A 26,432-nucleotide genomic window follows, 5' to 3' on the forward strand; every position below is an offset into this window, starting at 1 on the left:
GAACCCCTCGGTTCTGGCCGCGGCACCCTGGCTGAGCGGCCAGGGGGACCCTCAGATGGGCGACCGGTCAGGCGAGTTTGCGGCGGAGCATGCGGCGGGCCGCGGAGCGGGGGTCCGGGTCGCTCTCGATGAGGGCGTTCACCACGGCGCCGTCGACGAGCGCGATCAGCTCCAGCAGGCGTTCCCGGTCGACCGGCATGCCGCTGCGGGCGAGGATCTCGGAGAGCAGTTCGTGCAGCTCGCCGCTGAGCTCCCGCATCAGCGGCGCCAGGTACGGCCGCCGCGGCGAGCCCACGAGCCGTTCGTAGCGCAGCAGCACCGGCTTCGTCCCGCCTTCCCGCGACTCGTGGCCGAGCAGCAGGTCCAGCAGCAGGTCGGTCACCACGTCCACCGTGCGCAGCTCGTCGGCGAGCTCGTCCAGCCGGGCGCGGCCGGTGGCGAGTTCGGCCCGGCCCTCGTGCTCCACCGCCGCCGCGACGAGGTCGTCGAGCGAGGTGAAGTAGTAGGTGGTGGACGCGAGGGGCAGCCCGGCCCGCTCCGCCACGGCGCGGTGGCGCACCGCTTCGAGCCCGCCTTCGGAGAGCAACTCCGCCGCCGCCTCGACCAGAGCCTGGCGGCGGCGCTCGCCCTTCGGGGTGGCCGCTGTCATGACCGCTGATCCTAGGAGCGCCGTCGGGCCCGGTGCCGGTCAGGTGACGACGGCGACCTGGCGCTACTCGCCGAAGGCGGTGCGGTGCAGCGCAGCGTAGGAGCCGTCGGCGGCCAGCAGGTCCCGGTGCGCGCCGAGCTCCACGACGCGCCCGCCGTCGAGCACCGCGACCCGGTCGGCGGTGCGCGCGGTGTGCAGCCGGTGCGCGATGGCGATCACCGTGCGGCCCGCCAGCAGCGTCGACAGCGACCGTTCCAGCTCCCGCGAGCTGTCCCCGTCGAGCAGCGAGGTCGCCTCGTCGAGCACGAGCGTGTGCGGGTCGGCCAGCACCACCCGCGCCAGCGCGAGCTGCTGCGCCACGGCCGCGGGCACCGGGTGGCCGCCGGAGCCGACGACGGTGTCCAGCCCGTCCGGCAGCCGCCGCGCCCAGTCCGCGGCGCCGACCGTGTCCAGCGCGTCGAGCAGTTCCGCGTCCCGCCACTCCCGCGCTTCCGGCAGCGAGAGGTTGTCCCGCAGGCTCGCGGTGAACACGTGGTGCTCCTGGGTGAGCAGCACGACCTCCCGCCGGGTGCGGGCGGTGGGCATCGTCGTGATCTCCACGTCGCCGAACGCCACCGAACCGGAGTCGGGGGCGCTGACCCCGGCGATGAGCCGCCCGAGCGTGGACTTGCCCGCCCCGGACGGACCGACGATCACCAGCCGCTCCCCGGCGGGCACGCGCAGGTCGATGCCGTGCAGGATCTCGCGGCCCGCGCGGTAGGAGAACCGCACGTCGCGCAGCACCAGGTCGTGCCCGGCTCCGCGCGGCGCCGGGTCCTGCGGGGCGCGTTCGGGCGGCGATTCCGGCACGCCGAGGATGCGGCTCAGCGCGGCGTGGCCGAGCTGCATCTCCTCCAGCCACGCGAAGAGCTCAGCCAGCGGAGCCGACAGCGTCGCCGCGTACAGCACGACGGTGGTCACCGTGCCGAGCTCGGCCCAGCCCGCCTGGTAGCTCCAGCCGCCGAGCAGCAGGATCGCCGCGATCGGCAGCACGTAGGCCAGTTCCAGCGTCGGAAGGAACACCGACAGCAGCGTGCGGTGCCGCTTCTCGCCGTCGATGGCCCGTTCCACGACCTGGTCGTTGTGCGCGCGGCGCCGTTCGGCGAGCCGCAGCGAGTCGATGGTGCGGGCGCCGCGCACGGTCTCGTGGATGTTGGACTGCACCCCGGCCCAGTCCTGCAGCAGCCTGCTGATCGTCGTCGCGGCGCGCGGGAAGTACCACCGGCTCACGGCCACCAGCAGCGGCACCGCGACGAGCATCCCGCAGGCGAGCAGCGGCGAGGTGATGAGCATCGCGACGGTGGTGAGCGCGATGGTGAGCACGGCCGCCGTCAGCTCCGGCGCGGCTTCGCGGACGGTGAAGTCGAGCCGGTCCACGTCGGCCGTGGAGCGGCTGAGCAGGTCGCCGGTGCCCGCGTCCTCCACGGTGCCCAGCGGCAGCCGCAGCGCGCGGGCCACCACGTCCTCCCGGACTTCGGCGAGCACGGACTCGCCGAACACGGCGGCGCGCAGCCGGGCGGCGCGGGCCAGCAGCGCGTGCACCACCAGCACCGCGAGGAACCCGCCCGCGAGCGCGTCCACCCGCCACGCGTCGGTGCCCGCGGACACGGAGTCGACCAGCCGCCCGAGCAGTTGCGGGCCGATCAGCCCGACCACCGTGGTCAGCCCGAACAGCAGCATCACCAGGGTGAACTCGCGGCGGTGCGCGGCCCCGGTGCGCCGCAGCCAGCGCAGCACCTCGGTCCGGTCGGCCAGCGGCAGGCTCACTGCGCTCCTCCCGTCACGCGCAGCGCCCGGTCGGCCGTCGCGTGCCACAGCGGGCTCTGGGTGAGCACGATCGTCGTGCGGCCTTTGCGCAGGTCCCGGACTCGGCGCACGATGCGCGCCTCGGTGTGCGCGTCGACGGCGGAGGTCGGCTCGTCGAGCACCAGCACGTCGGCGTCGCTGCACAACGCCCGCGCCAGCAGCAGGCGCTGGCGTTGCCCGCCGGACAGCGAGCGGGCTTGTTCGGTGAGCACGCCGTCGGCGGGCAGCGCGTCGAGCACGTCGTCGGCGTCGGCGGCGTGCAGCGCGGTTTCGACCAGCACCGCGGACCCCAGGTCGAGCCCGGCGTGGACCGGCCCGGCGAACAGCAGGTCCTGGTTGTGCGCCAGCACGATCCGCTCCCGCAGCGCGGCGATCGCGACCTCGTCGAGCGGGACGTCCCCGGCGTGCACCCGGCCGTCGGAGGTGTGCCGGGCGAGCCGTTCCGCCAGCGCCTCCCCGTCCCCGCCGGCGTCGATGGCGGTGAGTTCGCCCGCTCCGGCGCGGGCGCCGGTGCGCTCGTCGACCAGCGCGAGCGGTCCGAGGGGCAGCGCGCGCGGTTCCGGCGGGTCGGCGGGTTCCGGGCGCAGCCGGAGCAGCCCGCACGCCCGGTTCGCCGCGACCACGGCGGCGGCGAAGGTGCTCGCCGCCTCGGTGGCCGTGCGCACCGGGATCACCAGGAAGCTGGACACGCCGTAGAACGCGACGAGCTCGCCGACGCTGATCGCGCCGCTCAGCGCCATCCGCGCGCCCAGCCAGGTGACGAGCACCGTCACCAGTCCGGGCAGCAGGATCTCGGCGCCCGCCAGCCACGCGGTGATCCGCCCGGCGGCGACTCCCGCGGCGCGCACCTCGCGGCTCGCGGCGACGAACCGGGCGTGGAACCGGGCTTCGCCGCCGATGCCGCGCAGGATGCGCAGGCCGGACACGATGTCCGCGGCCAGCGTGTTGAGGCCGGTCAGGTTCTCGCGCTGGGCTTCCTCGCGCTGGCGCAGCGGGCGCAGCAGTGGGCCGATGCCCAGCGTCGCCAGCGGCACTCCGATCAGCGCGACCGCGCCCATCAGCGGGGAGATCGTGATCAGCGCGGCGGCGGCGACGAGGAACGCGACGATGGCGCCGGTGAGCCTGGCCAGCACCTCGAACGCCTTGCCCACCTGGTAGATGTCGGAGGAGCCGACGGCCACGACCTCACCTGTGCGGACCCGCCGGGTGAGTGTGCCGCCGAGCCCCGCCACGTGGTGCAGCACCGCGCGTTCCGCGGTGCCGGTGCCGTGCAGCCACAGCGTGTGCGCCGTCCAGCCGAGCGCCGCCGCGCCCAGGGCCTGGACGAGCCCGAGCCCCAGCACCACCAGCACCCACCAGAGCAGCGCCGAACCGTCCCGGTTCGCGATGCCCGCGTCCAGCGCCCGGCCGATGACCAGCGGCAGCACCGCGGTCGGCAGCAGCCACGCCGATCCGGTGAGGGGCGCGAGCACGAGCAGTCCGGGCCGGTCGCGCAGCAGCGACCACAGGAAGCGGACCGGGCCGCGCGCGTCGGGAGTCATGGCGTCCCGAAACTAGCCCGCCCCCGACGCCGGAGGCGACCGCTTTTCCGCGCACCTCACATCCGCGAACCGGGATCGCGGGAGGCGCGAGCGCCGGAGCTCCGGGGCCGGGAAGTATCCTGGCCAGCCGTGACGGTCAAGCCCCACCTCCCGAACGTGCTCGCCCACCGCTACGCCTCGCCGGAGCTGGTCGAGCTGTGGTCCCCGCAGCACAAGGTCGTGCTGGAACGCCAGCTGTGGCTGGCGGTGCTGCGCGCCCAGGCCGATCTCGGCGTCGACGTGCCGGACGGCGCGGTCGCCGACTACGAGCGCGTCATCGACCAGGTCGACCTGGATTCGATCGCCGAACGCGAGCGACAGACCCGGCACGACGTGAAGGCCCGGATCGAGGAGTTCAACGCCCTCGCCGGCCACGAGCACGTGCACAAGGGCATGACCTCCCGGGACCTCACCGAGAACGTCGAGCAGCTGCAGGTCCGCCGCAGCCTGGAGCACGTGCGCGACCGCGTCGTCGCGGTGCTGGCCCGGCTCGCGCGGTTGGCGGCCGAGCACGGCGAGCTCGTCGTGGCGGGCCGTTCGCACAACGTCGCGGCGCAGGCCACGACGCTGGGCAAGCGCTTCGCGACGGCCGCCGACGAGCTGCTCGTCGCGTTCGGGCGGGTCGAGGACCTGCTGGCGCGCTACCCGCTGCGCGGCGTCAAGGGCCCGGTCGGCACGTCGCAGGACATGCTGGACCTGCTCGGTGACGCCGGGAAGCTCGCAGAGCTGGAGGGCCGCGTCGCCGAGCACCTCGGGTTCGGGAAGGTCCTCACCAGCGTCGGCCAGGTGTACCCGCGGTCGCTGGACTTCGAGGTGCTGACCGCGTTGTCGCAGCTGGCGGCGGCGCCGTCCTCGGTGGCGAAGACGATCCGGCTGATGGCGGGCCACGAGCTGGTCACCGAGGGCTTCCAGCCCGGCCAGGTCGGTTCGAGCGCCATGCCGCACAAGATGAACACCCGTTCCTGCGAGCGCGTCAACGGCCTGTCCGTGGTGCTGCGCGGGTACGTGTCGATGGGCGGCGAGCTGGCCGGGGACCAGTGGAACGAGGGCGACGTGTCGTGCTCGGTGGTGCGTCGCATCGCGCTGCCGGACGCGTTCTTCGCGTTCGACGGGCTGCTGGAGACGTTCCTGACGGTGCTCGACGAGTTCGGCGCCTACCCGGCCGTGGTCGCCCGCGAGCTGGACCGCTACCTGCCGTTCCTGGCGACGACGAAGGTCCTGATGGCCGCCGTGCGCGCCGGCGTGGGCCGCGAGACGGCGCACGAGGCGATCAAGGAGAACGCGGTCGCGGTCGCGCTGGCCATGCGGGAGCAGGGCATCGAGCGCAACGACCTGCTGGCCCGGCTCGCCGCCGACGACCGGCTGCCGCTGGACGAGGCGGACCTGGAGGGGCTGCTCGCCGACCGCCTGTCGTTCACCGGCGCCGCCTCCGACCAGGTGAACGCCGTCGTCGCCGCGGTGGACGAGGTCGTGGCCCGCTACCCGGAGGCCGCGAAGTACACCCCGTCGCCGATCCTCTGACCATCAGATGAGGACTCGCGCGGCCCGGTCACCCGGTCTCGGGTGACCGGGCCGCGTCACGTCCGCACGCCCGGTCGTCGCCGGTCAGGGGCGGTGGGAGAGAATCGGCGCGTGGTCGCACTCTCCGATTACCCGCAGATCGCCGCGGGCAAGGTTCGCCAGCTGCACGCCGTGGACGACGAGCACCTGCTGATGGTGGCGTCGGACCGCATCTCGGCCTACGACCACGTGCTGGACACCCCCATCCCGGACAAGGGCCGGGTGCTCACGGCGATGAGCGTGTTCTGGTTCGACCTGCTCGCCGACGTGGTGCCGAACCACGTCGTGGCCGCCGACGACCCGCGGATCCCCGCCGAGGTGCGCGGTCGCGCGCTGCTGGTGCGCAGGCTGGAGATGCTGCCGGTGGAGTGCGTCGCGCGCGGCTACCTCACCGGTTCCGGCTTGGTCGACCACCGCGCCACGGGCGCGGTGTGCGGCGTCGAGTTGCCGGGCGGTCTCACCGAGGCCTCGAAGCTGCCGGAGCCGATCTTCACCCCGGCGACGAAGGCGGAGCTGGGCGCGCACGACGAGAACGTCAGCTTCGACGCCGTCGCCGCCGAGGTCGGCCGGGAGCGCGCCGAGCAGCTGCGGGAACTCACCCTGCGGGTGTACGCGCGCGCCGCGGAGCACGCGGAGAGCCGCGGCGTGATCCTCGCCGACACCAAGTTCGAGTTCGGCCTGGGCGCGGACGGCTTGGTGCTGGGCGACGAGGTCCTCACCCCGGATTCGTCCCGGTTCTGGCCCGCCGACGGCCACGAGCCGGGCCGGGTGCAGCCGTCGTTCGACAAGCAGTACGTGCGGAACTGGCTGACGTCACCGGAGTCCGGGTGGGACCGGGCCGCCGACACGCCCCCGCCGCCGTTGCCGGAGGACGTCGTCGCCGCCACCCGCGCCCGCTACGTCGAGGCCTACGAGCGCATCACCGGCCGCGACCTCGCGGACTGGCCGTCGCCCGCCTGACAGGTTCGCGCGCATCGGCCTTGGTTCCGCGTCCTGTCAGCGGCGGAGCCGCTGAGGTTCCGCCACCCGACCCGCTGCGCGGGCCGTTCGCAGAACGCGGCGCGGAGAACGAGGTTCTTGCGAACTGCGCTCGTCGGTCACCCGGTGGTCAAGGCGCCGACATCTGAGGCGGGCCCAATGATGTGCCGTGGGCATCCCGATGGTCGTCTCGCTGTCCGGGATCGGAGATCGGTCCTTGGAGCACTGCGCCGAGTTCGCCGCCGAGCTGGACCTGCGGCGCACGCCGTTGACGCTGCTGGTCGCGCCGCGCCCGAGCGGCTCCGCGCCGCCCGGACCCGACCGTCCCGCCGTGAGCTGGGTGCGGGCCAGGCAGCGCCGCTGCGATGCGCTGGCGCTGCACGGCTTCGACCACGCCCCGTCGGGGCAGCGGCTGCTGCCGCGGGTGGCGTCGTCGGGCCCGGCGGCGGCGGTGCGCGGCGCCGAGTTCGCGGCGCTCCCGGCGCACGAGGCGGGGCTGCGGCTGCACGCCGCGACCGCCGCGCTGGACCGGCTGGGCCTGCGCACCGATCTGTTCGTGCCGCCGCGCTGGTTGTCCTCGCCGGGCACCGTGACGGCGCTGCGCGGGCGTGGTTTCGCGGTGTGCGCGGACGCCTTGGCGGTGCACGAGCTGGCCACCGGCCGGGTGCACCGGGCCCGGGTGCACGCGTTGGGGCCGGGTGAGCGCGTCGAGCACTGGTGGTGCCGGGCGCTGGTGCTGGGTGTGGGGCGCGCGGCGCGGCGCGGGCGGATGGTGCGGCTCGCGGTGGACGCCGCCGACCTGTCCCGCCCCGGACCGCGGCGGGCGGTGCTGGATTCGATCGACCTGGCGCTGCACCACGGCGCGGAGCCCGCGACGTACGCGGCCTTCGCCGATGCGGTCGTGCCCCGGCAGCGCCGGGCGCCGCGGTCGAGCGGGCGGCTGCCGAACCTGGATCCGCTGTCGAGCTAGCCCTCGATCCGCCGCGGTGAAAGGGCTTTCACCTTGTGCTCAGGGAACCCTCATGCTGGCCCGCGAAGCTTCTTCTCGTCAGGGAGAACGGGACGAGAAGAGGTTGGGACGATGAGGATCAAGAAGCCGAGCAGGGCAGTGCTGACCACCGCGGCGATCATCGGCGTGCTGGGCATCGGCGGCGCGGGCGTCGCGCTGGGCGGCGCGGACCAGGGGCCGCGGCAGCCCGCTCCGGCGGCGACGGTCGGTTGGGACGACGACGGGCCGTGGGACGACGACCGCTGGGAACGCGACGACCGGGACGACGTCCCCGCTGGGATCCCCGGAGCACCGCTGCCGGACGACGACCGGTTCGACGACGACCGCGACGACCGCGATGACCACCTGGACGACCGGTTCGACGACGACCGCGACGACCACCTGGACGACCGCGACGACCACCTCGACGACCACTTCGACGACGACCGGTTCGACGACGATCGCGACGACCGCTTCGACGACGGCCCCCACGACGACTGACGCGGCACGCCGGAACGGACCGTCCGGCCGGACGGTCCGTTCACCTGGCGCCTACAGCGAGGTCGCGGCGGCGCGGTCCAGCACGGCGACGTCGGTGCCCTGCGGCCCGAGCTTCTCGAACATCCCGTAGTGCATGGCGGGCGAGGCCAGCACCGCCTCGTGGATCGGCACCGCGACCCGGGGGCTCACGGCGCGCAGGAAGTCCACGGCCTCCGAGAGCTTCAGCCACGGCGCCCCGGTCGGCAGGCCCAGCACGTCGATCCGCTGCTCGGGCACGTGGAACGAGTCGCCGGGGTGGTAGAAGCCGCCGTGGTCGACGACCAGGCCGATGTTGTCGATGATCGGGATGTCCGGGTGGATCACGGCGTGCTGCCCGCCGACGACGTTCATCGCGGAGCCGCCCAGCTCGAACGCGTCGCCGGGGCGCGCGGTCTCGGGCTGGAAGCCCTTCTCGGCGAGGATCCCCACGGTGGAGGGATCGGTGATGAGCCGCGCGTCCGGGTTGCCGTCGAGCAGCCCGGGGAGGCGGTCGGCGTCGTAGTGGTCGAAGTGCTGGTGCGTGATGAGCACGGCGTCGAGGTCCCGCACGTCCTCGAACCCCTGGGAGAAGGCGCCGGGGTCGATCAGCAGGCGGGCTCGGCCGGTGTCCACCAGCACGCACGCGTGTCCGAAGTGAGTGATCTTCATCGGCTCGCCTCTCTTGGCTGCGTCGGGTCCGGCCACCAGCGTCTCAGAACCCGTCGCCGGGGCCGCTCTCCGCGCCCCGTCAGCGCCGCTTCGGCCGCCGCGCTGAGCCCGGCTTCGCGCGGCCGGTCGAGCCCCGGCGCCACCGCGCGGGACAGGAATGGCGTTCCGCCCGCGATCAGCTTTTTCATGATTCGAGGCTGCCATTCGGGTGAGACCGGGGATACACGTATCGCTGTAGGCGGAAAAGGTGGTTCGGGGCTTCTCGTTGCGCCGCTGATGGGGGGAGTGCGGCGCAACGAGAAGCGTTCCGGGGGTTCCGCTGGGGGGTGTGCGGAATCCCCGCCGCCCCGCGTCGCGCGGAAGGGGGAGGTCGCGCGCCTGCGGTGGCGGATCTGCCCGGCTGCACGGCCGGGAGCTGGTGGTTCGGTGCTCGGTTGGCCGATCGGACGGCGGCGTGCGATCGGCTTCCGGGGGTCGGGGCGCAGTGGGGCGGAGCTCGGAGTCGGTTTTTCCGACTGCTACGGATAAGACGTGCGGAACGCCGTGAATGTTCCATGAAATCGGCGATGAGTGTTCGAGGGCACAGCCTGTGAAAGCGTTCTGGATAAACGTGCTGAATTCAGCTGAGTAGTGCTGCTCAATATGGCCGTGAGTCCTTTTGTTCGCACGTCGCCCGATCGGATGAGGTGCGGGCGCGGCACTTGCGCACCCGTGGGCCCGCGCGTGCCCCCGCACGGCCCGGAGTGTGGCGCACGGCGCTTCCGGCGCACCTGTCTGCGTGGGTGAACTCGCAGCTCAGTTACCCTTTGCAGGTACTGCTGGACATCCATCACTGCTCTGCACGGAGCAGCTGGATCTGCACGAATCCGGGAGCATCGCCCGTGGCCCGAGTCGTCGTCGACGTCATGCCCAAGCAGGAGATCCTCGATCCGCAGGGTCAGGCGGTGGCCACCGCGCTGCCCCGGCTCGGCTACGCGGGCATCTCCGAAGTGCGCCAAGGAAAGCGTTTCGAGCTGGAGGTCGCCGACGACGTCGACGACGCCACGCTCGCCCAGATCGCGGAAACGCTGCTGGCCAACCCCGTCATCGAGGAGTGGACCGTGCGGCGGGTGGAAGCATGAGCCCGAAGATCGGTGTCATCACCTTCCCCGGCACGCTCGACGACGTGGACGCCCAGCGCGCCGCGCGCCGAGCCGGTGCCGAAGCGGTCCCGCTGTGGCACGCCGACGCGGATCTGCGCGGCGTGGACGCGGTGATCGTGCCCGGCGGGTTCTCCTACGGGGACTACCTGCGCTGCGGCGCCATCGCGAAGTTCGCCCCGGTGATGGGCGAGGTGGTGCGCGCCGCCGGGCAGGGGATGCCGGTGCTGGGCATCTGCAACGGCTTCCAGATCCTCTGCGAGGCCGGCCTGCTGCCGGGTGCGCTGACCCGCAACTCGGCACTGCACTTCGTGTGCCGCGACCAGTGGCTGAAGGTGGAGAACAACACCTCCGCCTGGACGTCCCGCTACGACCAGGGCGCCGAGCTGCTGGTGCCGCTGAAGTCCGGCGAGGGCGCCTACATGGCCGATGAGGCCGTGCTCGACGAGCTCGAAGGCGAAGGCCGCGTGCTGTTCCGCTACGCCGGGGACGACCCGAACGGGTCGCTGCGCGGGATCGCGGGCATCACCGACGCCCGCGGCCGGGTCGCGGGCCTCATGCCGCACCCCGAGCACGCCATCGACCCGTTGACCGGGCCCACCGACGACGGCCTCGGCATGTTCCTGTCCGTTCTCGACGTACTGGTGGCAGCGTGAGCAACAACCCCGAAGACGCGACCGCGGCGGCGGTGAGCGCCGTCGCCGACGGGCCGGAGAGCGATCCGGTCGTGGAGCGCGCGGAGCTGGACACCGTGGGCATCGCGAAGTCCTCCCCGGAGCTCGACCAGCCGTACCGCGAACTGGGCCTCAAGGACGACGAGTACCAGCGGATCCGCGAGATCCTGGGCCGCCGCCCCACCGACGCCGAACTGGCGATGTACTCGGTGATGTGGAGCGAGCACTGCTCGTACAAGTCCTCGAAGGTGCACCTGAAGTACTTCGGCGAGACCACGACGCCGGAGATGCGGGAGAAGATGCTGGCGGGCATCGGCGAGAACGCCGGTGTGGTCGACATCGGTGACGGCTGGGCCGTCACGTTCAAGCTCGAATCGCACAACCACCCGTCGTACGTGGAGCCCTACCAGGGCGCGGCCACGGGTGTCGGCGGCATCGTCCGCGACATCATGGCGATGGGCGCCCGCCCGGTCGCGGTGGCGGACCCGTTGCGCTTCGGCCCGGCGGACGCGCCGGACACCCGCCGGGTGCTGCCCGGCGTGGTCGCGGGCGTCGGCGGCTACGGCAACTGCCTGGGCTTGCCGAACATCGGCGGCGAGGTCGTGTTCGACGAGTCCTACGCGGGCAACCCGCTGGTCAACGCCATGTGCGTGGGCGTGATGAAGACCGAGGACCTGCACTTGGCGCACGCCAGCGGCGCGGGCAACAAGATCATCCTGTTCGGTGCGCGCACCGGCCTCGACGGCATCGGCGGCGTGTCCGTGCTGGCCTCGGAGACCTTCGACGACGCCGAAGGCGGGACGGGCCGCAAGAAGCTGCCGAGCGTGCAGGTGGGCGACCCGTTCACCGAGAAGGTGCTCATCGAGTGCTGCCTGGAGCTGTACCACTCGGGCCTGGTCGTGGGCATCCAGGACTTGGGCGGCGCGGGCCTGTCCTGCGCGACCTCGGAGCTGGCCTCGGCCGGTGACGGCGGCATGCGCGTCGACCTGGACCGGGTGCCGCTGCGCGCGGAGGGCATGAACCCGGCGGAGGTCCTGTCCAGCGAGTCGCAGGAGCGCATGTGCGCGGTCGTGCGTCCGGAGGACGTGGACGCCTTCATGAAGGTCTGCGAGAAGTGGGACGCCCTGGCCACGGTGATCGGCGAGGTCACCGACGGGGACAACCTGGAGATCTACTGGCACGACGAGCTCGTCGTGGACGTGCCGCCGCGCACCGTGGCGCACGAGGGCCCGGTCTACGAGCGTCCCGTGCAGCGTCCCGGTGAGCAGGACCTGATCGCCGCGGACAACGCGAACACCCTCACCCGCCCGTCCACCGCGGACGAGCTGCGGGACACGGTGCTGAAGATGGCGGCCTCGCCGAACCTGTGCTCCCGCGAGTGGGTCACCGACCAGTACGACCGGTACGTGCGGGGCAACACGGTGCTCGCCCAGCCGTCGGACGGCGGTGTGCTGCGGATCGACGAGGAGACGGGCCGCGGTGTCGCCATCGCCACGGACTGCAACGCCCGCTACACGCGGCTGGACCCGTACGCGGGCGCGCAGCTGGCGCTGGCGGAGGCGTACCGCAACGTCGCCACGACCGGTGCCACGCCGATGGCGGTGACGAACTGCCTGAACTTCGGTTCCCCCGAGGACCCGGGCGTGATGTGGCAGTTCCAGCAGGCGGTGCGCGGTCTCGCCGACGCGTGCGTGGAGCTGGGCATCCCGGTGACGGGCGGCAACGTCAGCTTCTACAACCAGACCGGTTCCCAGCCGATCCTGCCGACTCCGGTGGTGGGCGTGCTGGGCACGATCGATGACGTGACCCGCCGCATCCCCACCGGCATCGGTGGTGAGGAGGGCGAGACGCTGCTGCTGCTCGGGGACACCCGCGAGGAGTTCGGCGGCTCGGAGTGGGCGCGCGTGGCGCACGGCCACCTCGGCGGCACCCCGCCGAAGGTCGACCTGGCGCGGGAGAAGCTGCTCGCGGAGGTGCTGCTGGCCGGTTCCCGCGACGGCATGATCTCCGCCGCGCACGACCTGTCCGAGGGCGGGCTGGCGCAGGCGCTGGTCGAGACCGCGCTGATCGGCGAGTGCGGCGCCCGGGTGATCCTGCCCGAGGACGCGGACCCGTTCGTGGCGCTGTTCTCGGAGTCCGCCGGCCGAGTGCTGGTGGCGGTGCCGCGCAGTGAGGAGCTGCGGTTCACCGACATGTGCGCGGCGCGCGAACTGCCCTGCGCGAAGGTCGGTGTGGCTGACGCGGGCTCGTCGAGCCTGGACGTCCAGGGCATCACCGAGATCCCGCTCGCGGAACTCCGCGCGGCCTGGGAAGGCACCCTCCCGGCGCTGTTCGGCTGACGTAGCAACGGAAACGGCCCGTTCTCACCGCGCTCGCGGGAGAACGGGCCGTTTCGCGTCAGCGCTCGTAGCGGCCGGTTTTGATCGCTAAGAGGAATGCTGTCCACTGGTCGTCGTCGGTTGTGATGTATCCGGCTGCCCGGTTCTTGGTGTCGCGCACGGCCGCACCGGAGTCGACCTTGCCGACCTCGACGCAGTTGGACACCTGGTGCGAACGACTGGACTTGCGCCAGTTGGCGGGGGTCGAGTTCATGGTGCTGCACCTTCCAACTCACTGACGATTTCGGCGATGGTTCTTGCCGAGTGGTTTCGGCTCATCGCTACTTCTCGCAGGGTAGTCAGGGCGTCCTGGTAAGGGCCAACATCGCTGTCGTCGTACAGGAAGACACCGGATGCGTAGTGCTCCAGGTGGACGATCGGGGATGTCTTGGCGAAGGTGTAAAAGCTGAACGAGCCCGCGTGCGCCGGGTGCCACCGTTCGGACACCGCGGGCAGCACGAAGACGGCGATGTTGTCGAGTTTCGCCATCTTTTCCAGGTGATGGAGCTGGTCGAGCGCGATTTCCGGGCCACCGATTCGTTCTCGCAGCGCGGTCTCGGCTATGAAAGCCGTGAAGGAGACCGGATTTCGCTTCGTCAGCACTTCGCGACGCCCGACGCGCATCGCCACGTAGGGCTCGACTTCGTCTGTCGGCGTCGCTGCCATGACAGACCGGGCGTAGTCGGCTGTTTGCAGAAGCCCTGGGATGACGCTGGTGGCGACGTCGGTGATCTCGGTGGCGGTGCGCTCGAATTCGATCAGCCTGGTGAGTTCTTTCCGGATTCCTTGCCCGGTGTCGAGCCAGTTCGGTTGATCGGCGCCCTTGGACATCTCCACGAGCGAGGCGTAGCGGTCACCCGTGACGCCGAGCGTCGCGAGGATCTGGGCCACGTCCTCGGGCTTCGGCGTCCTCGTGCCGGTTTCGTAGCGGGAGATCGAGACGTAGCTGACGCCGATTTGCTCCGCGAGCTGCTGCTGCGTCAGACCGGCTTCGGCCCGGCACTCTCGTAATTCGGCTCCCAGCGCACGAGCTTTCGGGGTGTTCTCCGATTTTCCGGGCATGAAAACGATCCTATGAACTTCGGCAGAGACAGATCATCCCTCGATCGGGGAATTGAACCGAACTTACCGCAGTCCGATCATGTGTTGGTAAGTACCGGTAAGTCCGGCAAGCGGGGGTGATCCGATGGACGTCTTGACCTGGGCCGCGTCGTGCGGGCCGGTGGATTCGCGGTGGCACGTGGTGCGGCGGACCGATGGCGGCGCGCTGCCCGCCGCGTGCGGGGCGTTCGTCTACGGGCCGCTGCACCTGCGGCGCGGCGCTTCGCCGGAGGGCACCTTCGACCGGGACGCCTGCGCGGGCTGCACGGCGGTGTCCGGTGGCTGACTCCGACCGGCACTTCTGGCGCCCTGGCGGCGATTTCGTGCGGCACGCCTTCCGGGGTCGGCGGTGGTGCGGGCAGGCGGCGGCCACCTCGGTGTGCGGCGCCGGGGTCGAGCTCGCGGCGGAACCGTCCGAATCGGACTGGGTGTTCGCGCCGACCTGCGACGCCTGCAACTCGGTGCTGCGCGGTGAACTTCCCAAGCCGGAGCCGGGCTTGTTCGGCTAGAAGATCTCCGGGTTCGAGCGGCCTCCCCTTCCCCGCCTCGACCCCGGAACGGCCTCCCGTCGCCGCGACGTCGGTACCCCGACCCGGCGGACCGCGCGCGGGAGGTCGAGCGGGGGCGCGCCGCCCACACCCGGTGCGCCCCCGCTCCCACACCGGCGACTCCTCCCGCCCCCCGTGCCGGTGTGCGGGGGTACGACGTCGCTGAGCGGCCGGCGTTGCGCTCCTGTGGCTCATCGCATACCGGAGCACCCTGCGCGGCTCCCGGACGTCTTGTGGACCAAGAAGCCGATCGAGCCAGGAGGCAGACCATGAAGCTCACCCGCACCATCGCCGCCACCGCCGTCGCGGGCGTCACCCTCGGCCTGTCCGCGCTGACCGCCGGTTCCGCGCTGGCCAATCCCAGCGACGCGCTGTGCACCAGCGACGACCTGAACATCGAGGTGACCAGGGACCTCGCCGAACCGGGCGAGTACGAGGCGTTCTTGGTCAAGTACACCGCCGCGACCCCGCACACCAACTGCAAGCTGGAAGGCGGCTCCGCCGACTTCGCCTTCTTCGACGGTGCGAACAAGATCCCGGGCGTCGAGGTCCAGGTCGACCACGCCCCGGCGGATCCGGTGAGCGTCGACGGGAGCCTGTTCGGGATCTCCCGGATCGCGCAGAAGGTCGACGCCCCGGCCAACCCGGCCGTGCCCACCACCGTCGAGTTCAACCTGCCCGGCATCCCGGACGGTCCGGCCGCCCACGAGGTCGCCGCCTGGCCCGCGAACGAGCCCATCAAGGGCGACGTGCTGATCGCCACCCCCATCAGTCAGAGCGCCGCCGAGTGACTCGGCCCCGCGCGAGGTGAAAGCCCCGTTCGCCCGAGGAGATCGGGCGAGCGGGGCTTCCGGGCGGATCAGCAGCCTTTGATCATCTTCTGGATGGAGCCGCTGAGGCCGTGGTTGAACTCCTTGCTGCTCTTCTTGCCCGCCGGCATGGACAGGCACTCCAGCCAGGTGTTCTCCGCGTCGGCCAGCTGCACCGAGACCTTCGCGGTCGTCGAGCAGTGGTTGTTGTAGTAGACGCGGGTGTTGAGGGAGCCGGTGGACCAGGACAGGTTCGCCTTTCCGCCCTTGCACGTCACCGAGTAGCTGTGGTCGGCCTTGGCGCTCACGTCCGGCGCGGCCGTGGCGGGCGCGACGAGCAGCGCCATGCAGGCGGCGGTGCCCGCGGTGGTTCCGGCGATGAGGCGGAAAGCCTTCGAGCGCATGAGATGTCCTCCCAGTTCGGGCCGATCTCGACATCGTCGATCGGCCGTTCGTTTCCGGCGCTCACCCCCGGAGCGCCGCACGTCGATCACGCTAGGTGCGGCCGGAGCGGTGTTTCCAGCCAACATTGGGCACGATCACCTCGTGGCCGGCGGGACAATGCCCGCCCGAGCCGAGGACAATGTGCACATTGCGCTGACCTGGGGATATGGCCCACCGGGCGCTGAACCCGCGACCGGGGCGAACTTCGGCGAACCCGGTTCGCGCGGTGCGCCCCGGCCGAGCAGCCCGCCCGGCGCCGTGCTCAGATCCGGCGCAGCCCGTCGACGAGCAGGCCGACCACGTGGCGCGCGTCGTAGCGCGGATCGGTGCCCGCGCCGATGCAGAGGTTCCCGACGCCGCGCATGAGCTCCAGCGCCCGCAGGTCGGACCGGACCTCCCCGGCGGCCTCGGCGGCGTCGATCAGCTCGGCGCACACCGGCACCAGCCGGTCCAGGAAGTACGCGTGCAGCGCGTCGAACCCCGCGTTGTCGGAACGCATCGCGTGCGCCAGCCCGTGCTTGGTGACCAGGAAGTCCACGAACTCCTCGATCCACCGCCGCAGCGCCTCGTACGGGGACGCGCTGTCCGCCAGCAGCCGCGGGCCCGCTTCCGCGCAGGCGTCGACCTGGTGCCGGTACACGGCGATGATCAGGTCCGCCCGCGTCGGGAAGTGGCGGTAGATCGTGCCCACGCCGACGCCCGCCTCCGCCGCGACATCGCGCACGGGCGCGTCCACACCGGAGGCGACGAAGACCTTGGCGGCGGCGTCGAGCAGCGTCCGCTCGTTGCGCCGCGCGTCCGCCCGCTTCGGCCGCGTCGTGCCCTCGTCCACCGCGCCGCTCCCTCCCCGCGCCGCCGGAGCGCTGTTCCGCTTCTCATGGTGGCAGAGCCGGGAACCGCCCAGGTCGGCGCGGCTACCCGTGGGTGGGCGGGACGGCGGCCTCCTCCAGCAGCGCGGCCAGGTCGGTGTCGGCGCAGGTGACGTCGGCGAACTTCGCCACGTCCTCGAAGCGGCAGTCCGCGAAGCTCACCTCGGAGTGCAGCGCCGCGCCGTGGAAGTCGGCGACGCCGTGGAAGACCGAGCGATCGAACCAGACCGGCCCGCCGAACTCGACCCCGGCGAACTGGGCGCGGCTGCGGAACACCGCGTCCCGGCAGCGGAACCGGCCGCCCGCGTGGGTGGACGCCCCGGTCATCCACACCGGACCGATCACGTCGCACCGGCTCAGGTTGTTGTCGTGGAACAGCCGCGCGTAGCGCGCCACCAGCGTCCCGACCCGGCGCCCGGAGAGGTCGAAGTACTCCAGCGTCGCGTTGGTGAAGTCCAGGTCGTAGGCGGGTGCGTCCGCCCCCACCTCCGGGAGCAGATCGGTGACGAGCCGCTGCGCCGTCAGCCGCACCTGGAGCTCGCGGTCCGCCGCGTTGCGCTCGTCCCGCTCCCACTCGCCCTCGTCGGCGTAGCGCGGATGCGCGAACGGTCGCCGCAGGTAGGAGCACAGCACGTCGAGCACCGTCTGGGTGTGGCCGGGAGAGCTGCGGGCCAGCGCCGCCAAGGCGTGCAGCGCGCCCACCCGCACCTGATCGGCCTCGTGGCCGAGCAGCTCCACGGCGCGGGCGAAGCGCTCGTCGGCGATGCGCTCCCGGTCGAGGTCGGTTCGCGCGCCCTCCAGCTGCTGCCTGCTCTCGTCGACCCGGCGGCGCCGGTCGTTGAGCCACAGCGCGTACAGCGCGACCACCGAACCCGCCGCCAGGCCGCCGGTGCGCAGCGCGTCCGCCCCGTTCACCCGGCCGTCGAACACCAGCAGCGCCGCGCTCACGCCGAACAGAACCAGCGTCGCGAGTGCCACGGTCGCGGGCAGCCCGTACCTACGCATCCGCCTGCTCCTGGTGCGCCGCAACGGATTTCCACTCGTCGGGGAGGGCGGACCCTTCGGCGGCCAGCAGATCGTCCAGCAGCACCTCGCGCACCGGAGCGCTCGGCCGCAGTTCGATGCCGCCGTCGAGGCGCGCGGAACGCAGATCGACGGCGCCGCCGAACTCGACGTCCCGCACGAACCACCGGCGCGCGCAGCTCATCCGCTTGAGGTCCACGTTCCGCGCGAACCGCGCCCGGTCGAAATCGCACGGCTCCAGCGTCCGGATCCCGCGCAGCTCCAAGGTGTCGCGGAACTCCGAGCTCGTCGCCCGGATCCGCCCCAGGAACACCGAATCCCGGAAGTGCACGTCCCCGTGGAACACCGCTCTGCTGAAGTTCGTGGTGTGCCGGAACCGGCAGCGGTACGCCGCGACCCGGCCCACCACGCGATCCGCCAGGTTGAAGCGCTCCAGCCAGGCGCGGGTCAGGTCGAGGTCGTAGATCGGCGGATCCGGCTCGTCCCGCGTCGGCAGCAGCTCGATGATCAGGCGCTGCGCGGTCTGCCGCGCGTGCCGCTCCCGCTCCAGCTCGGGAGCGATCGACGGCGGCTCCCCCGCGGGCAGCAGCTCCGGCAACGTCCACTTCGGATGGTCGAACGGGCGGCGCAGGTACGAGCACAGCACGTCCAGCACCGTCTGCGTGTAGTACGACCGGCTGCGCGCCAAGCCCGCGAGCGCGTGCATCGCGCCCACCCGCACCTGATCCGCCTCGTGCCCGAGCAGTTCCACCGCCCTGGCGAAGCGCTCGTCGTCGGCGCGGTCCCGGTCGTGATCGGTGCGCCGGTCCTCCAACTCCTGGCGCCTGCGCTCCAGGTCGTAGCGCTCCTGGTCGAGTTCTTGGCGCCGCTGGTCCAATTCCTGGCGCCGTTCCTCGACGCGGCGCCTGCGGTCGTTGAGCCACAGGGCGTAGAGCGCGACGACGGACCCGGCGGCGAGCCCGCCGGTGCGCAGCGCGTCCGCCCCGGTGCTGCGCTGGTCGAACAGCAGCAGCCCGGCGCTCGTCGCCGCCAGCACCACCACGGCGAGCGCGATGGTCAGCACCAACCCCGCGCGGCGCTCCCGCCGCACCGGTGCCCCGGAACGGGCATCGACCTCACTCATGCGGGTGATCATCGCAGTTCGGCACCCGTCGGCGGTGCGGATCCGGCGACCCGGAACCCGCACGACGAACGCCCCACCCGCCCCGGCACGAGCGGGGCGGATGGGGCGCGTCGGGGAGAAGCGGTCAGCCGCGGGCGATGGCCTGCAGCTGCTCGTAGCCGCCGTTGAAGGAGTTCTGGTCGATCGGCGTCGAGCTGTACTGCCAGAACGTGTGGAAACCCCAGTTGTAGGGCAGCGATCCCACGCTGCCCGCGTACCGCGCGATCCACAGCGGACTCGTGGAGCTGAAGTCGCCGTTCGCGCACTGGTTCCACCAGTTGGTGCTCGTGTAGATCACCGGGTAGCGGCCCGTGCGGTGGAAGTACGTGTCGCTGAAGTCCTTGATCCACCCGGTCATCGAGCCCGGCGAATGCCCGTAGCAGGTGTCGCCGTAGGGGTTGTACTCCATGTCCAGCGCGCCCGGCAGCGTCTTGCCGTCCGGTGACCAGCCACCGCCGTGGTCCACGAAGAAGTTCGCCTGCGCCGCTCCGCTGGACACGTCCGGCAGCGCGAAGTGGTAGGCGCCGCGGATCATGCCGACGTCGTAGGAACCGTTGTACTGCTGCGCGAAGTACGGGTTCCGGTAGGTGGTGCCCTCGGTCGCCTTGACGAAGGCGAACCGCTTGCCCTGGTTCCAGTGGCCGGGCCAGTCGACGTTGCCCTGATGCCCGCTGACGTCGATTCCCTCGACGGTGGCCAGCGGGGACTTCTCAGGTGCGGTGCGGGGTTCGCCGTCACCCTCGTGCTTGCGGATCTGCGAACCCATCGCGTGGTCGGTGTCCGGATTCGGGTCGTTCACCTCGGAGCTCATCGCTTGCTCCATTCGGAGAGGGGATGTGCCTGCGTGCGCGGGGAACGTCAACAGCGTGCACGCCCAGGTGATCGAGAGTAGGCAGATGAGCCCGCGCGTGCGAGCGCGTCCACTCGAATGCGTCATCGAAGGTGGCCTCTCGGGGGAGTCGGAGCCGGAGCGGTCCCCGGCTCGAAAATTCTGGCGAGCTCGGCACGTTCCCGGCAGCGCAGAAGTGGTCAATTAACCGGAATGGCGCAATCCGGACGGCACGATCACGTCGAGCGACATCCCAGCCGCAGTGAGGGGAATCCGCACGTTTTGGCCTCCCCGCACTCGACGGTCGGGTGAATCGGGTGCGACGGCCGCCCCAACGCAGGGGCTACTGGCCTGCCGGTTCGACACGAATGGCTACCCTGGGTGGGCGGAAGTACGGGTTCGACCTCTCAGCGGCACCGGTCGTATGCTCCGAACGACCCGATCCACCAGGGCAGACCGGACCAGGGCAGGGGCCAGAGGGCGAGCCGAGGACGAATCGAGTGGAGGGGCGCCACGGGCATGACGGGGTGGACCGCACCGGTTCCCAGCGCTCAGGAGACGGAGCCGGCGGTGAGCAGAACCGACCGCAGGCGATTCGCGGCGGTCTGGGCCCAGACCTTGATGGGCACCAGCTACGTCCCCATGACCAGCGCGGAAGTCGAAGGCAGGCTGCTCGGCTACACCGACCGGCTGGTGGAAGCGCTGCTGTCCGACCCGTTCGACCCGGCACCCGGCCACGACGTCGGCGAAGACCTCGTCGCCGTGCACTTCACCAGCGCCGACTCGCTGGCCCGCACCATCGACCTCATCGGCGACGAATTCCTCGACGTCCTGCACCTCGACGAAGGCCCCGGCTGGCGGCGGCGCATCGCCGCGCTGCAAGGCTCCGTGTGCACCGGGTTCGTGCAGGCCGCCCGCAAGCGCACCCTCGACGAGCAGGAAGCCATCCGGCAGGCCGTGCTCGACGCTCGCGACGCCGTCGAACAAGCCCTGCGCACCAGCGAAGCGCGGTTCCGGGCGATCTTCGCCGAAGCCGCCATCGGCATCTGCATCGCGGACATGGCCGGGCACGTGCTCGAAGTGAACTCCTCGCTGCGGCGCATCCTCGGGCGCCCCACCGACGAGCTGCGGCGGATGACCATGCACGACTGGCTGCACCCCGCCGACTCCGAGGGCTTCTGGCGGCTCTACGAGGAACTGGTGCGCGGCGAACGCGACCAGTACCGCGTCGAGAAGCGGTTCACCCGCCCCGACGGCGGACGCGCCTGGACCGAGGTCATCGTCTCCCTGGTGCGCGGCGAGGACGGCATGCCGCTCTACCAGGTCGCCATGGTCGAAGACGTCACCGAGCGCAAGCTGCTGCAGGACCGGCTGCGCCACCAGGCCATGCACGACCCGCTGACCGGGCTGCCGAACCGGGCGCTGTTCATGGAGCGCCTCACCTCCGCGATGCGCTCCCGGGAGCACGGCGACCGGGTCGCGCTGTGCTACATGGACCTCGACGGGTTCAAGGTCATCAACGACAGCCTCGGCCACCACGTCGGCGACGACCTGCTCGTCGCCGTGTCCGAGCGGCTCGCGCTGTCCGTGCACGGCGAGGACCGGCTGGTGGCGCGGATGGGCGGCGACGAGTTCGTCATCCTCATCGAGGACTCGCCCGGCACCGAGCAGGCCATCGAGATCGCCGACGAAATCCTCGACACGCTCATCGAGCCCATCCGCATCGGAGGCCACGAGCTGTCCGTCTCCGCCAGCATCGGCATCGTCGAACGCCAAGTGCACGGCCAGAGCGCCGCGGAACTCATGCGCGACGCCGACGTGACGCTGTACTGGGCCAAAGCCGAGGGCAAAGGCCGCTGGGCGCTGTTCGACCCGGACCGCAACGCCACCGAAGTCGCGCAGTACCGGCTGTCGGCCACCATGCCCGCCGCGCTGGAGCGCGAGGAGTTCTTCGTCGAATACCAGCCGCTGGTGGGCCTGCGCGAGTTCGGCGTCGTCGGCGTCGAGGCCCTCGCCCGCTGGTGGCACCCGGACCTCGGCAGGCTCGGGCCGGACCGGTTCATCTCGCTCGCCGAGGAGACCGGGCTGATCGTTCCCCTCGGCCGCTGGGTGCTGCGCCAAGCGTGCAGGCAGGCCAAGCAGTGGCAGGACGAGTTCGGCGACGCCGCCCCGTTCGTCAGCGTCAACCTCGCGGTGCGCCAGTCCCGCGACCCCAACCTCGTCGCCGACGTCGAGACGATCCTGCGCGAAACGAACCTCGACCCGTCCCGGTTGCAGCTCGAACTCACCGAGAGCGCCGTGATGGGCACCGCCGACGAACCCATCGAAACCTTGTGGGCGCTCACGAAGATGGGCGTGCGCATCGCCATCGACGACTTCGGGACCGGCTACTCCAACCTCGCCTACCTGCGGCACCTGCCGGTGCACGAGCTGAAGATCGCCGGGTCCTTCATGTACGGGCTGCGCGACCCGGAGAAGGCCGACCCGGTCGACGCCCGCATCGTCGGCACCCTCGTCGACCTGGCGCACACGCTCGGGCTGACCGTCACCGCCGAAGGCGTCGAGACCCACGCCCAGGCCCGCCGGATGGCGGAGATCGGGTGCGAGACCGGGCAGGGCTACTTCTTCGCCCGCCCCTGCTCGCCGGAGCGCATCCGCGCCTTCATCGCCGACCACGTCGGCTGAAGTCCTCTCAGGACGGTCCGCGTCGCGGTAGCGCAGCGGAAACCGGGCGCTCGTCAGGAAAACAACCGCACCGCTGCTTTTCCGGCGCGTGCGCAAATTTCGCTCAGCTTCGCAACCTCCCCCTCGGGCGGGCGTCTTACGGACAGAAGCGCAGGAGACACCGGCGCGGCGTACCGAGGGAAGGCTGGATCTGATGGGGAAGCGGACTCGCACGGCAAGCACGGCTGCGGCACTGGTCGGCGGCGCGCTGCTGCTCGCCGGCTGCGGCGGCCAGGCCGCGACGAACTCCGCCGCCGCGCCGGAGGGCCTGGGAGGCGACACCGCTAGCAGCGACACCGCACCCGCGACCCGCGCGGACGACCACGCCGGCGGCACCCACGACGACATCTCCGCCTCGAACTGCTCGGCCGAGGACTTCGAGATCACCATGCAGGCGCAGCCCGACGGCGGTGTGTTCCTGCTGCAGATGAAGAACACCTCGGACGAGTCCTGCGAGCTCGGCGGCTGGGTGGACGTCACCCCGACCAACATGGCCGGTCAGCCGATCGACACTCCCACCGAGAACGTGAACCTGCCCGGCCCGGACGCGAACCTGACCCTGGAGCCCGGCAAGAGCGCCTTCTCCGGCGTGAAGATCGAGCTTGCCGAGCAGTCCGACCCGGACGCCCAGGTCGCCTCCGGCTTCACCGCGACCCCGTCGGACATGCAGGGCGAGGCCGCCGTCGAGGTCTCCGGCCTCAACGGCGGCGGCAGCCCGATGGAGATCGCGATCAAGAGCATGCAGATCGGCACCCTGCAGCCGTCCCCGCAGGGCGTCGTCGCGTTCTGATCCCCGCCGCGAACACAGCGAGCCCGCGCCGGACATCGGCGCGGGCTCGCTGTGCTCCCGCTCAGGCCTGCAGGTCCACCACGGGTTTCACGTCGTCGTCGGCCCGGGTGAGGACGTCGGTCCAGGAGTCCAGCGGGACGCGACGGCTGATCAAGTCGCCCAGCCAGGCCGGGTCCGCGTCCGCGAGGGAGCGGACCGCCTGCTGGTAGTGGCGCAGGTTCGCGTTGACGCTGCCCACCACCACGTCGTTGTCCAGCACCAGCTCGTCGTTGATCGCCCCGGCGGGCACCGGCAGCGTCCGGTCGTGCCCGGCGATGCCGGTGAGCACCGTGATCGCGTTGCGGGCGGTGCGGCGCAGCACGTCGAAGACCACTTCGCCCGCGCCCGTCGCCTCGATCACCACGTCCGGTTCGCACCCCAGGTCGTCCAACGAGGTGTGGTACGTCGCGCCCAGGCGCCGCACCAGGTCCGGCTTCGGCCCGTCGGTCACCTGGTCCAGCACGTGCACGTCCAGCCCCTGCTGCACCCCGAGCAGCGCGCCCAGCAGCCCGATCGCGCCCGCGCCCGTGACCAGCGCGTGCCGCGGCGCGTAGTAGGCGCGGCGGCCGATCAGCTCGGCCTGCTCCCACGCCTTCGTCACCACCGACGCCGGTTCGGTGAGCACGCCGAGGTCGCCCAGCCGGGCCGGGACCTTGATCGCGAAGCGGGGCTCGATCGTCCAGCGCTGCGCGCCGAAACCGTCCAGCTCCTTGATGCCGCACTCGGTGAACTCGCCGTTGAGGCAGAAGTCCCACTGCCCCGCCGCGCACGCCGGGCACGGCCACGGATCGGGGCGGCGCACCACGCCCACGACGAGATCGCCTTCGTCGAAGCCGCTGATCGCCGGCGCGTACCGCACCCGGCCGAGGGACTCGTGGAACAGCACCATCCGCTCCTGCCCCGGCGGCAGCACCCCGTGCGAAGCGTGCGTCACGTCGTGATCTGTCGCGCACGCGCCCACCAGGAGGCCGTCCACCAGCAGGTCACCGGATCCTGGCGTCGGCTCCGGCAACTCGGAGACCGCCGCCAGCTCCGGCTTGCCGGGCACCACCGTCGCCGCCTTCACCGCGAATCCCTCCCGTTGCGCCTGCTGGACTCGTCCCGAGTGTGCCCGCCGTAGAGCACGGCGGACGAATTGACCAGCGCCAGGTGGCTGAAGGCCTGCGGGAAGTTGCCCGTGAACCGTCCGGAGTGGACGTCGTACTCCTCGGCGAACAGGCCGACGTCGTTGGCGAGGGCGACGAGCTCGTCGAACATCGCCACCGCCTCGTCCCGCCGCCCGCTCAGCGCCAGCGCGTCGACCAGCCAGAACGAGCACGCCAGGAACGAACCCTCGCGCCCGGTGAGCCCGTCGACGTCGTTGGTGTCCTCACCCGTCGTGTAGCGGTCCACCAGCACCCCGTGGCGCAGTTCCCGCTCCACCGCCCGGATCGTGCCGCGCACCCGCTCGTCGTCACCGGGCAGGAAACCCACCGACGGGATCAGCAGCGTCGCCGCGTCCACGGTGCTGCCGCCGTAGTACTGGGTGAACGCGCCCAGCTCCTGGTTCCAACCCTTCTCCAGCACTTCGGCGTGCACCGCGTCCCGCAGCTCCCGCCACCGCTGCACCGGGCCCGGCAGCCCGTCCTCCTCGGCGGCCCGCACGGCGCGGTCGAACGCGACCCACACCATCACCCGCGAGTGGGTGAAGTGCCGGTCCGGTCCGCGCACCTCCCACAGGCCCTTGTCCGGCTGCTGCCAGATCGTCTCCAGGTGCTTGAGCATGCCGCGCTGCAACGCCCAGGTGTCCGCGTCCTCCGCGAGCCCGCGCTCCCGGGCCAGGTGCAGCGCGTCCATCACCTCGCCGTACACGTCGAGCTGCTGCTGGCGGTAGGCGCCGTTGCCGACGCGCACCGGCTGCGCGCCCTGGTAGCCGCCGAGCCAGTCGAGCTCCCACTCCAGCAGGTGCCGCTCGCCGTCCACGCCGTACATGATCTGCACGTCCGCCGGGTCGCCCGCGACGGCGCGCACCAGCCAGCGCCGCCACGCCGCCGCCTCCGCGGAGCACCCGAAGTTGTCCAGCGCCAGCAGCACCAGCGTCGCGTCCCGCAGCCAGCAGTAGCGGTAGTCCCAGTTGCGGTTGCCGCCGAACGCCTCCGGCAGCGACGTCGTGGGCGCGGCGACGATGCCGCCGGTCGGGGCGTAGGTGAGCGCCTTGAGCGTGGCCAGCGACCGGTACACCGCCTTCGCGTGCGGACCGGCGTAGTTGATTTTGTCGGTCCAGTCGCGCCAGAAGTCCTCGCTGTCCTGGGTCTCCTGCACCGGATCCATCCGCGGCGGAACTTCCTCGTGATCGCTGGACCACTGCATCACCCAGGACCGGCGCTGCCCCTCGCGCAACGTGAACACCAGCTCATGCGCGCGCTGCTCCGGAACCCGCTGCGGCAGCAGATCTCCGCGCAGCACCACGGTGTGCGGGCCCGCGATCGCGAGGATGTACTCGTCGAGCTCCGGTTCGCTCTGGCGCACGTGGCGCATCCACGGCACCGCGTCGCCGTAGGCGAACCGCACGACCCAGCGCATCCGGACGTCGACCTCGCCGGAGAGGCCCTCCACCATGCGCACCAGGCTCGGCGGGTCGTGCTGGTTCTTCTCGTGCGGCGGCATGCTGTCGACCAGCCGGAACACACCGCCGTCGGTCTCGAAGTCCGTCTCCACCACCAGCGAGTTGTCCCGGTAGCGGCGGCGCACCTCGCGCACCGGTTCGGCTGGGGCGATCTGCCAGTGGCCGTTCTGGTCGTCGCCGAGCAGGCGGCTGAAGCAGGACGGCGAGTCGAACCGCGGCAGGCACAACCAGTCCACCGAGCCGTCGAGGCCGACGAGCGCGGCGGTCCGCAGGTCCGAGAGCAGCGCGTAGTTCTCGATGTCGCCGGGCGGGCCGGCGGATTGATCGCTCACCCCGCCGAGGCTAGGCACCGCGACCCGTCCCCTGCCACCTCCGACCCGCGTTCGGCGCCCGATCGGCTCGGACCGAGCTCAGGCCCGCCCGTCGCGGACGACCTCGGCGATGTCGGTGCCCGTGGTCAGCAGCGCCGGCGTGCGCCGCGCGATGGCCGCACGAGAAGGCGGCTCCCCC

25 protein-coding genes are annotated in these 26,432 nt (G+C 71.7%); 12 read left to right on the top strand and 13 right to left on the bottom strand.

Annotated elements, in window-relative coordinates; all coding sequences use genetic code 11:
* Window positions 1-67 precede the first annotated feature (67 nt).
* From OOZ19_RS00370 to OOZ19_RS00380, 3 genes are all read right to left on the bottom strand, one after another.
* Window positions 68-649, bottom strand: coding sequence for a TetR/AcrR family transcriptional regulator (locus OOZ19_RS00370; RefSeq protein ID WP_266086927.1), 582 nt, complete (start codon window positions 647-649; stop codon window positions 68-70).
* Between the two features lie 63 nt (window positions 650-712).
* On the bottom strand, window positions 713-2,455 hold the full coding sequence (locus OOZ19_RS00375) for an ABC transporter ATP-binding protein (protein WP_266086929.1): 1,743 nt from the start codon (window positions 2,453-2,455) through the stop codon (window positions 713-715).
* A complete protein-coding gene (locus tag OOZ19_RS00380) occupies window positions 2,452-4,035 on the bottom strand; it encodes an ABC transporter transmembrane domain-containing protein (RefSeq protein WP_266086931.1) in 1,584 nt (527 codons plus the stop codon). Before OOZ19_RS00380 ends, OOZ19_RS00375 begins: the two co-directional genes overlap by 4 nt.
* A 129-nt stretch (window positions 4,036-4,164) precedes the next feature.
* Here OOZ19_RS00380 and purB point away from each other — a divergent pair, with 129 nt between their 5' ends.
* From purB to OOZ19_RS00400, 4 genes are all read left to right on the top strand, one after another.
* Window positions 4,165-5,595, top strand: a complete 1,431-nt coding sequence (purB, locus tag OOZ19_RS00385) for an adenylosuccinate lyase (protein WP_266086933.1) — start codon at window positions 4,165-4,167, stop codon at window positions 5,593-5,595.
* A gap of 111 nt (window positions 5,596-5,706) precedes the next feature.
* Window positions 5,707-6,594: a phosphoribosylaminoimidazolesuccinocarboxamide synthase gene (locus tag OOZ19_RS00390; protein WP_266086935.1), complete on the top strand. Its 888-nt coding sequence runs from the start codon at window positions 5,707-5,709 to the stop codon at window positions 6,592-6,594.
* 187 nt (window positions 6,595-6,781) lie between these two features.
* On the top strand, window positions 6,782-7,582 hold the full coding sequence (locus tag OOZ19_RS00395; protein ID WP_266086937.1) for a DUF2334 domain-containing protein: 801 nt from the start codon (window positions 6,782-6,784) through the stop codon (window positions 7,580-7,582).
* A 111-nt stretch (window positions 7,583-7,693) separates the two neighbouring features.
* Window positions 7,694-8,101: an ATPase gene (locus OOZ19_RS00400; protein WP_266086939.1), complete on the top strand. Its 408-nt coding sequence runs from the start codon at window positions 7,694-7,696 to the stop codon at window positions 8,099-8,101.
* A gap of 51 nt (window positions 8,102-8,152) precedes the next feature.
* Here OOZ19_RS00400 and OOZ19_RS00405 read toward each other — a convergent pair whose 3' ends face one another.
* Window positions 8,153-8,788: an MBL fold metallo-hydrolase gene (locus OOZ19_RS00405; protein ID WP_266086941.1), complete on the bottom strand. Its 636-nt coding sequence runs from the start codon at window positions 8,786-8,788 to the stop codon at window positions 8,153-8,155.
* Between the two features lie 881 nt (window positions 8,789-9,669).
* Between OOZ19_RS00405 and purS the strand changes: the two genes are divergently transcribed.
* The 3 genes from purS (at window position 9,670) to purL (ending at window position 12,940) form a co-directional block, all read left to right on the top strand.
* Window positions 9,670-9,909 carry a phosphoribosylformylglycinamidine synthase subunit PurS gene (gene purS, locus OOZ19_RS00410; protein ID WP_266086943.1) on the top strand — a complete coding sequence of 80 codons (240 nt, stop codon included), beginning with the start codon at window positions 9,670-9,672 and terminating at the stop codon, window positions 9,907-9,909.
* Window positions 9,906-10,583, top strand: a complete 678-nt coding sequence (gene purQ / locus OOZ19_RS00415; RefSeq protein WP_266086945.1) for a phosphoribosylformylglycinamidine synthase subunit PurQ — start codon at window positions 9,906-9,908, stop codon at window positions 10,581-10,583. The genes purS and purQ overlap by 4 nt, the downstream gene beginning before the upstream one ends.
* Window positions 10,584-10,654: 71 nt before the next feature.
* Complete coding sequence (gene purL, locus OOZ19_RS00420) at window positions 10,655-12,940, top strand: phosphoribosylformylglycinamidine synthase subunit PurL (RefSeq protein WP_266087727.1); 2,286 nt, start codon at window positions 10,655-10,657, stop codon at window positions 12,938-12,940.
* A 58-nt stretch (window positions 12,941-12,998) separates the two neighbouring features.
* Here purL and OOZ19_RS00425 read toward each other — a convergent pair whose 3' ends face one another.
* Window positions 12,999-13,193 (bottom strand): DUF397 domain-containing protein, encoded by a 195-nt coding sequence (locus tag OOZ19_RS00425; RefSeq protein WP_266086947.1) that lies wholly within the window; start codon window positions 13,191-13,193, stop codon window positions 12,999-13,001.
* On the bottom strand, window positions 13,190-14,041 hold the full coding sequence (locus tag OOZ19_RS00430; protein ID WP_266086949.1) for a helix-turn-helix domain-containing protein: 852 nt from the start codon (window positions 14,039-14,041) through the stop codon (window positions 13,190-13,192). The genes OOZ19_RS00425 and OOZ19_RS00430 overlap by 4 nt, the downstream gene beginning before the upstream one ends.
* A 124-nt stretch (window positions 14,042-14,165) precedes the next feature.
* Between OOZ19_RS00430 and OOZ19_RS00435 the strand changes: the two genes are divergently transcribed.
* The 3 genes from OOZ19_RS00435 (at window position 14,166) to OOZ19_RS00445 (ending at window position 15,419) form a co-directional block, all read left to right on the top strand.
* The gene (locus tag OOZ19_RS00435) at window positions 14,166-14,366 is read left to right on the top strand and encodes a hypothetical protein (RefSeq protein ID WP_266086951.1); all 201 of its coding nucleotides are present in this window, start codon (window positions 14,166-14,168) and stop codon (window positions 14,364-14,366) included.
* Complete coding sequence (locus OOZ19_RS00440; protein WP_266086953.1) at window positions 14,359-14,589, top strand: hypothetical protein; 231 nt, start codon at window positions 14,359-14,361, stop codon at window positions 14,587-14,589. Before OOZ19_RS00435 ends, OOZ19_RS00440 begins: the two co-directional genes overlap by 8 nt.
* Window positions 14,590-14,897: 308 nt before the next feature.
* Complete coding sequence (locus OOZ19_RS00445) at window positions 14,898-15,419, top strand: DUF4232 domain-containing protein (protein ID WP_266086955.1); 522 nt, start codon at window positions 14,898-14,900, stop codon at window positions 15,417-15,419.
* A 68-nt stretch (window positions 15,420-15,487) separates the two neighbouring features.
* Here OOZ19_RS00445 and OOZ19_RS00450 read toward each other — a convergent pair whose 3' ends face one another.
* The 5 genes from OOZ19_RS00450 to OOZ19_RS00470 form a co-directional block, all read right to left on the bottom strand.
* Window positions 15,488-15,841, bottom strand: coding sequence for a hypothetical protein (locus OOZ19_RS00450; protein WP_266086957.1), 354 nt, complete (start codon window positions 15,839-15,841; stop codon window positions 15,488-15,490).
* Between the two features lie 302 nt (window positions 15,842-16,143).
* Complete coding sequence (locus OOZ19_RS00455; protein ID WP_266086959.1) at window positions 16,144-16,713, bottom strand: TetR/AcrR family transcriptional regulator; 570 nt, start codon at window positions 16,711-16,713, stop codon at window positions 16,144-16,146.
* Between the two features lie 82 nt (window positions 16,714-16,795).
* Window positions 16,796-17,755, bottom strand: a complete 960-nt coding sequence (locus OOZ19_RS00460) for a pentapeptide repeat-containing protein (protein WP_266086961.1) — start codon at window positions 17,753-17,755, stop codon at window positions 16,796-16,798.
* Complete coding sequence (locus OOZ19_RS00465; RefSeq protein WP_266086962.1) at window positions 17,748-18,896, bottom strand: pentapeptide repeat-containing protein; 1,149 nt, start codon at window positions 18,894-18,896, stop codon at window positions 17,748-17,750. The genes OOZ19_RS00460 and OOZ19_RS00465 overlap by 8 nt, the downstream gene beginning before the upstream one ends.
* A 124-nt stretch (window positions 18,897-19,020) precedes the next feature.
* Entirely contained in the window at window positions 19,021-19,746 is a 726-nt protein-coding gene (locus OOZ19_RS00470) for a lysozyme (protein WP_266086964.1), read from the bottom strand.
* 588 nt (window positions 19,747-20,334) lie between these two features.
* Between OOZ19_RS00470 and OOZ19_RS00475 the strand changes: the two genes are divergently transcribed.
* The gene (locus tag OOZ19_RS00475) at window positions 20,335-22,449 is read left to right on the top strand and encodes a putative bifunctional diguanylate cyclase/phosphodiesterase (protein WP_266086966.1); all 2,115 of its coding nucleotides are present in this window, start codon (window positions 20,335-20,337) and stop codon (window positions 22,447-22,449) included.
* A 193-nt stretch (window positions 22,450-22,642) separates the two neighbouring features.
* Complete coding sequence (locus OOZ19_RS00480; protein WP_266086968.1) at window positions 22,643-23,278, top strand: DUF4232 domain-containing protein; 636 nt, start codon at window positions 22,643-22,645, stop codon at window positions 23,276-23,278.
* 61 nt (window positions 23,279-23,339) lie between these two features.
* Here OOZ19_RS00480 and OOZ19_RS00485 read toward each other — a convergent pair whose 3' ends face one another.
* Both OOZ19_RS00485 and OOZ19_RS00490 read right to left on the bottom strand, forming a co-directional pair.
* Window positions 23,340-24,383, bottom strand: coding sequence for a glucose 1-dehydrogenase (locus OOZ19_RS00485; protein WP_266086970.1), 1,044 nt, complete (start codon window positions 24,381-24,383; stop codon window positions 23,340-23,342).
* Complete coding sequence (locus OOZ19_RS00490) at window positions 24,380-26,254, bottom strand: glycoside hydrolase family 15 protein (protein ID WP_266086972.1); 1,875 nt, start codon at window positions 26,252-26,254, stop codon at window positions 24,380-24,382. The genes OOZ19_RS00485 and OOZ19_RS00490 overlap by 4 nt, the downstream gene beginning before the upstream one ends.
* Window positions 26,255-26,432 lie beyond the last annotated feature (178 nt).

Source organism: Saccharopolyspora sp. NFXS83 (genome assembly GCF_026241095.1).
GTDB lineage: Bacteria > Actinomycetota > Actinomycetes > Mycobacteriales > Pseudonocardiaceae > Saccharopolyspora_C.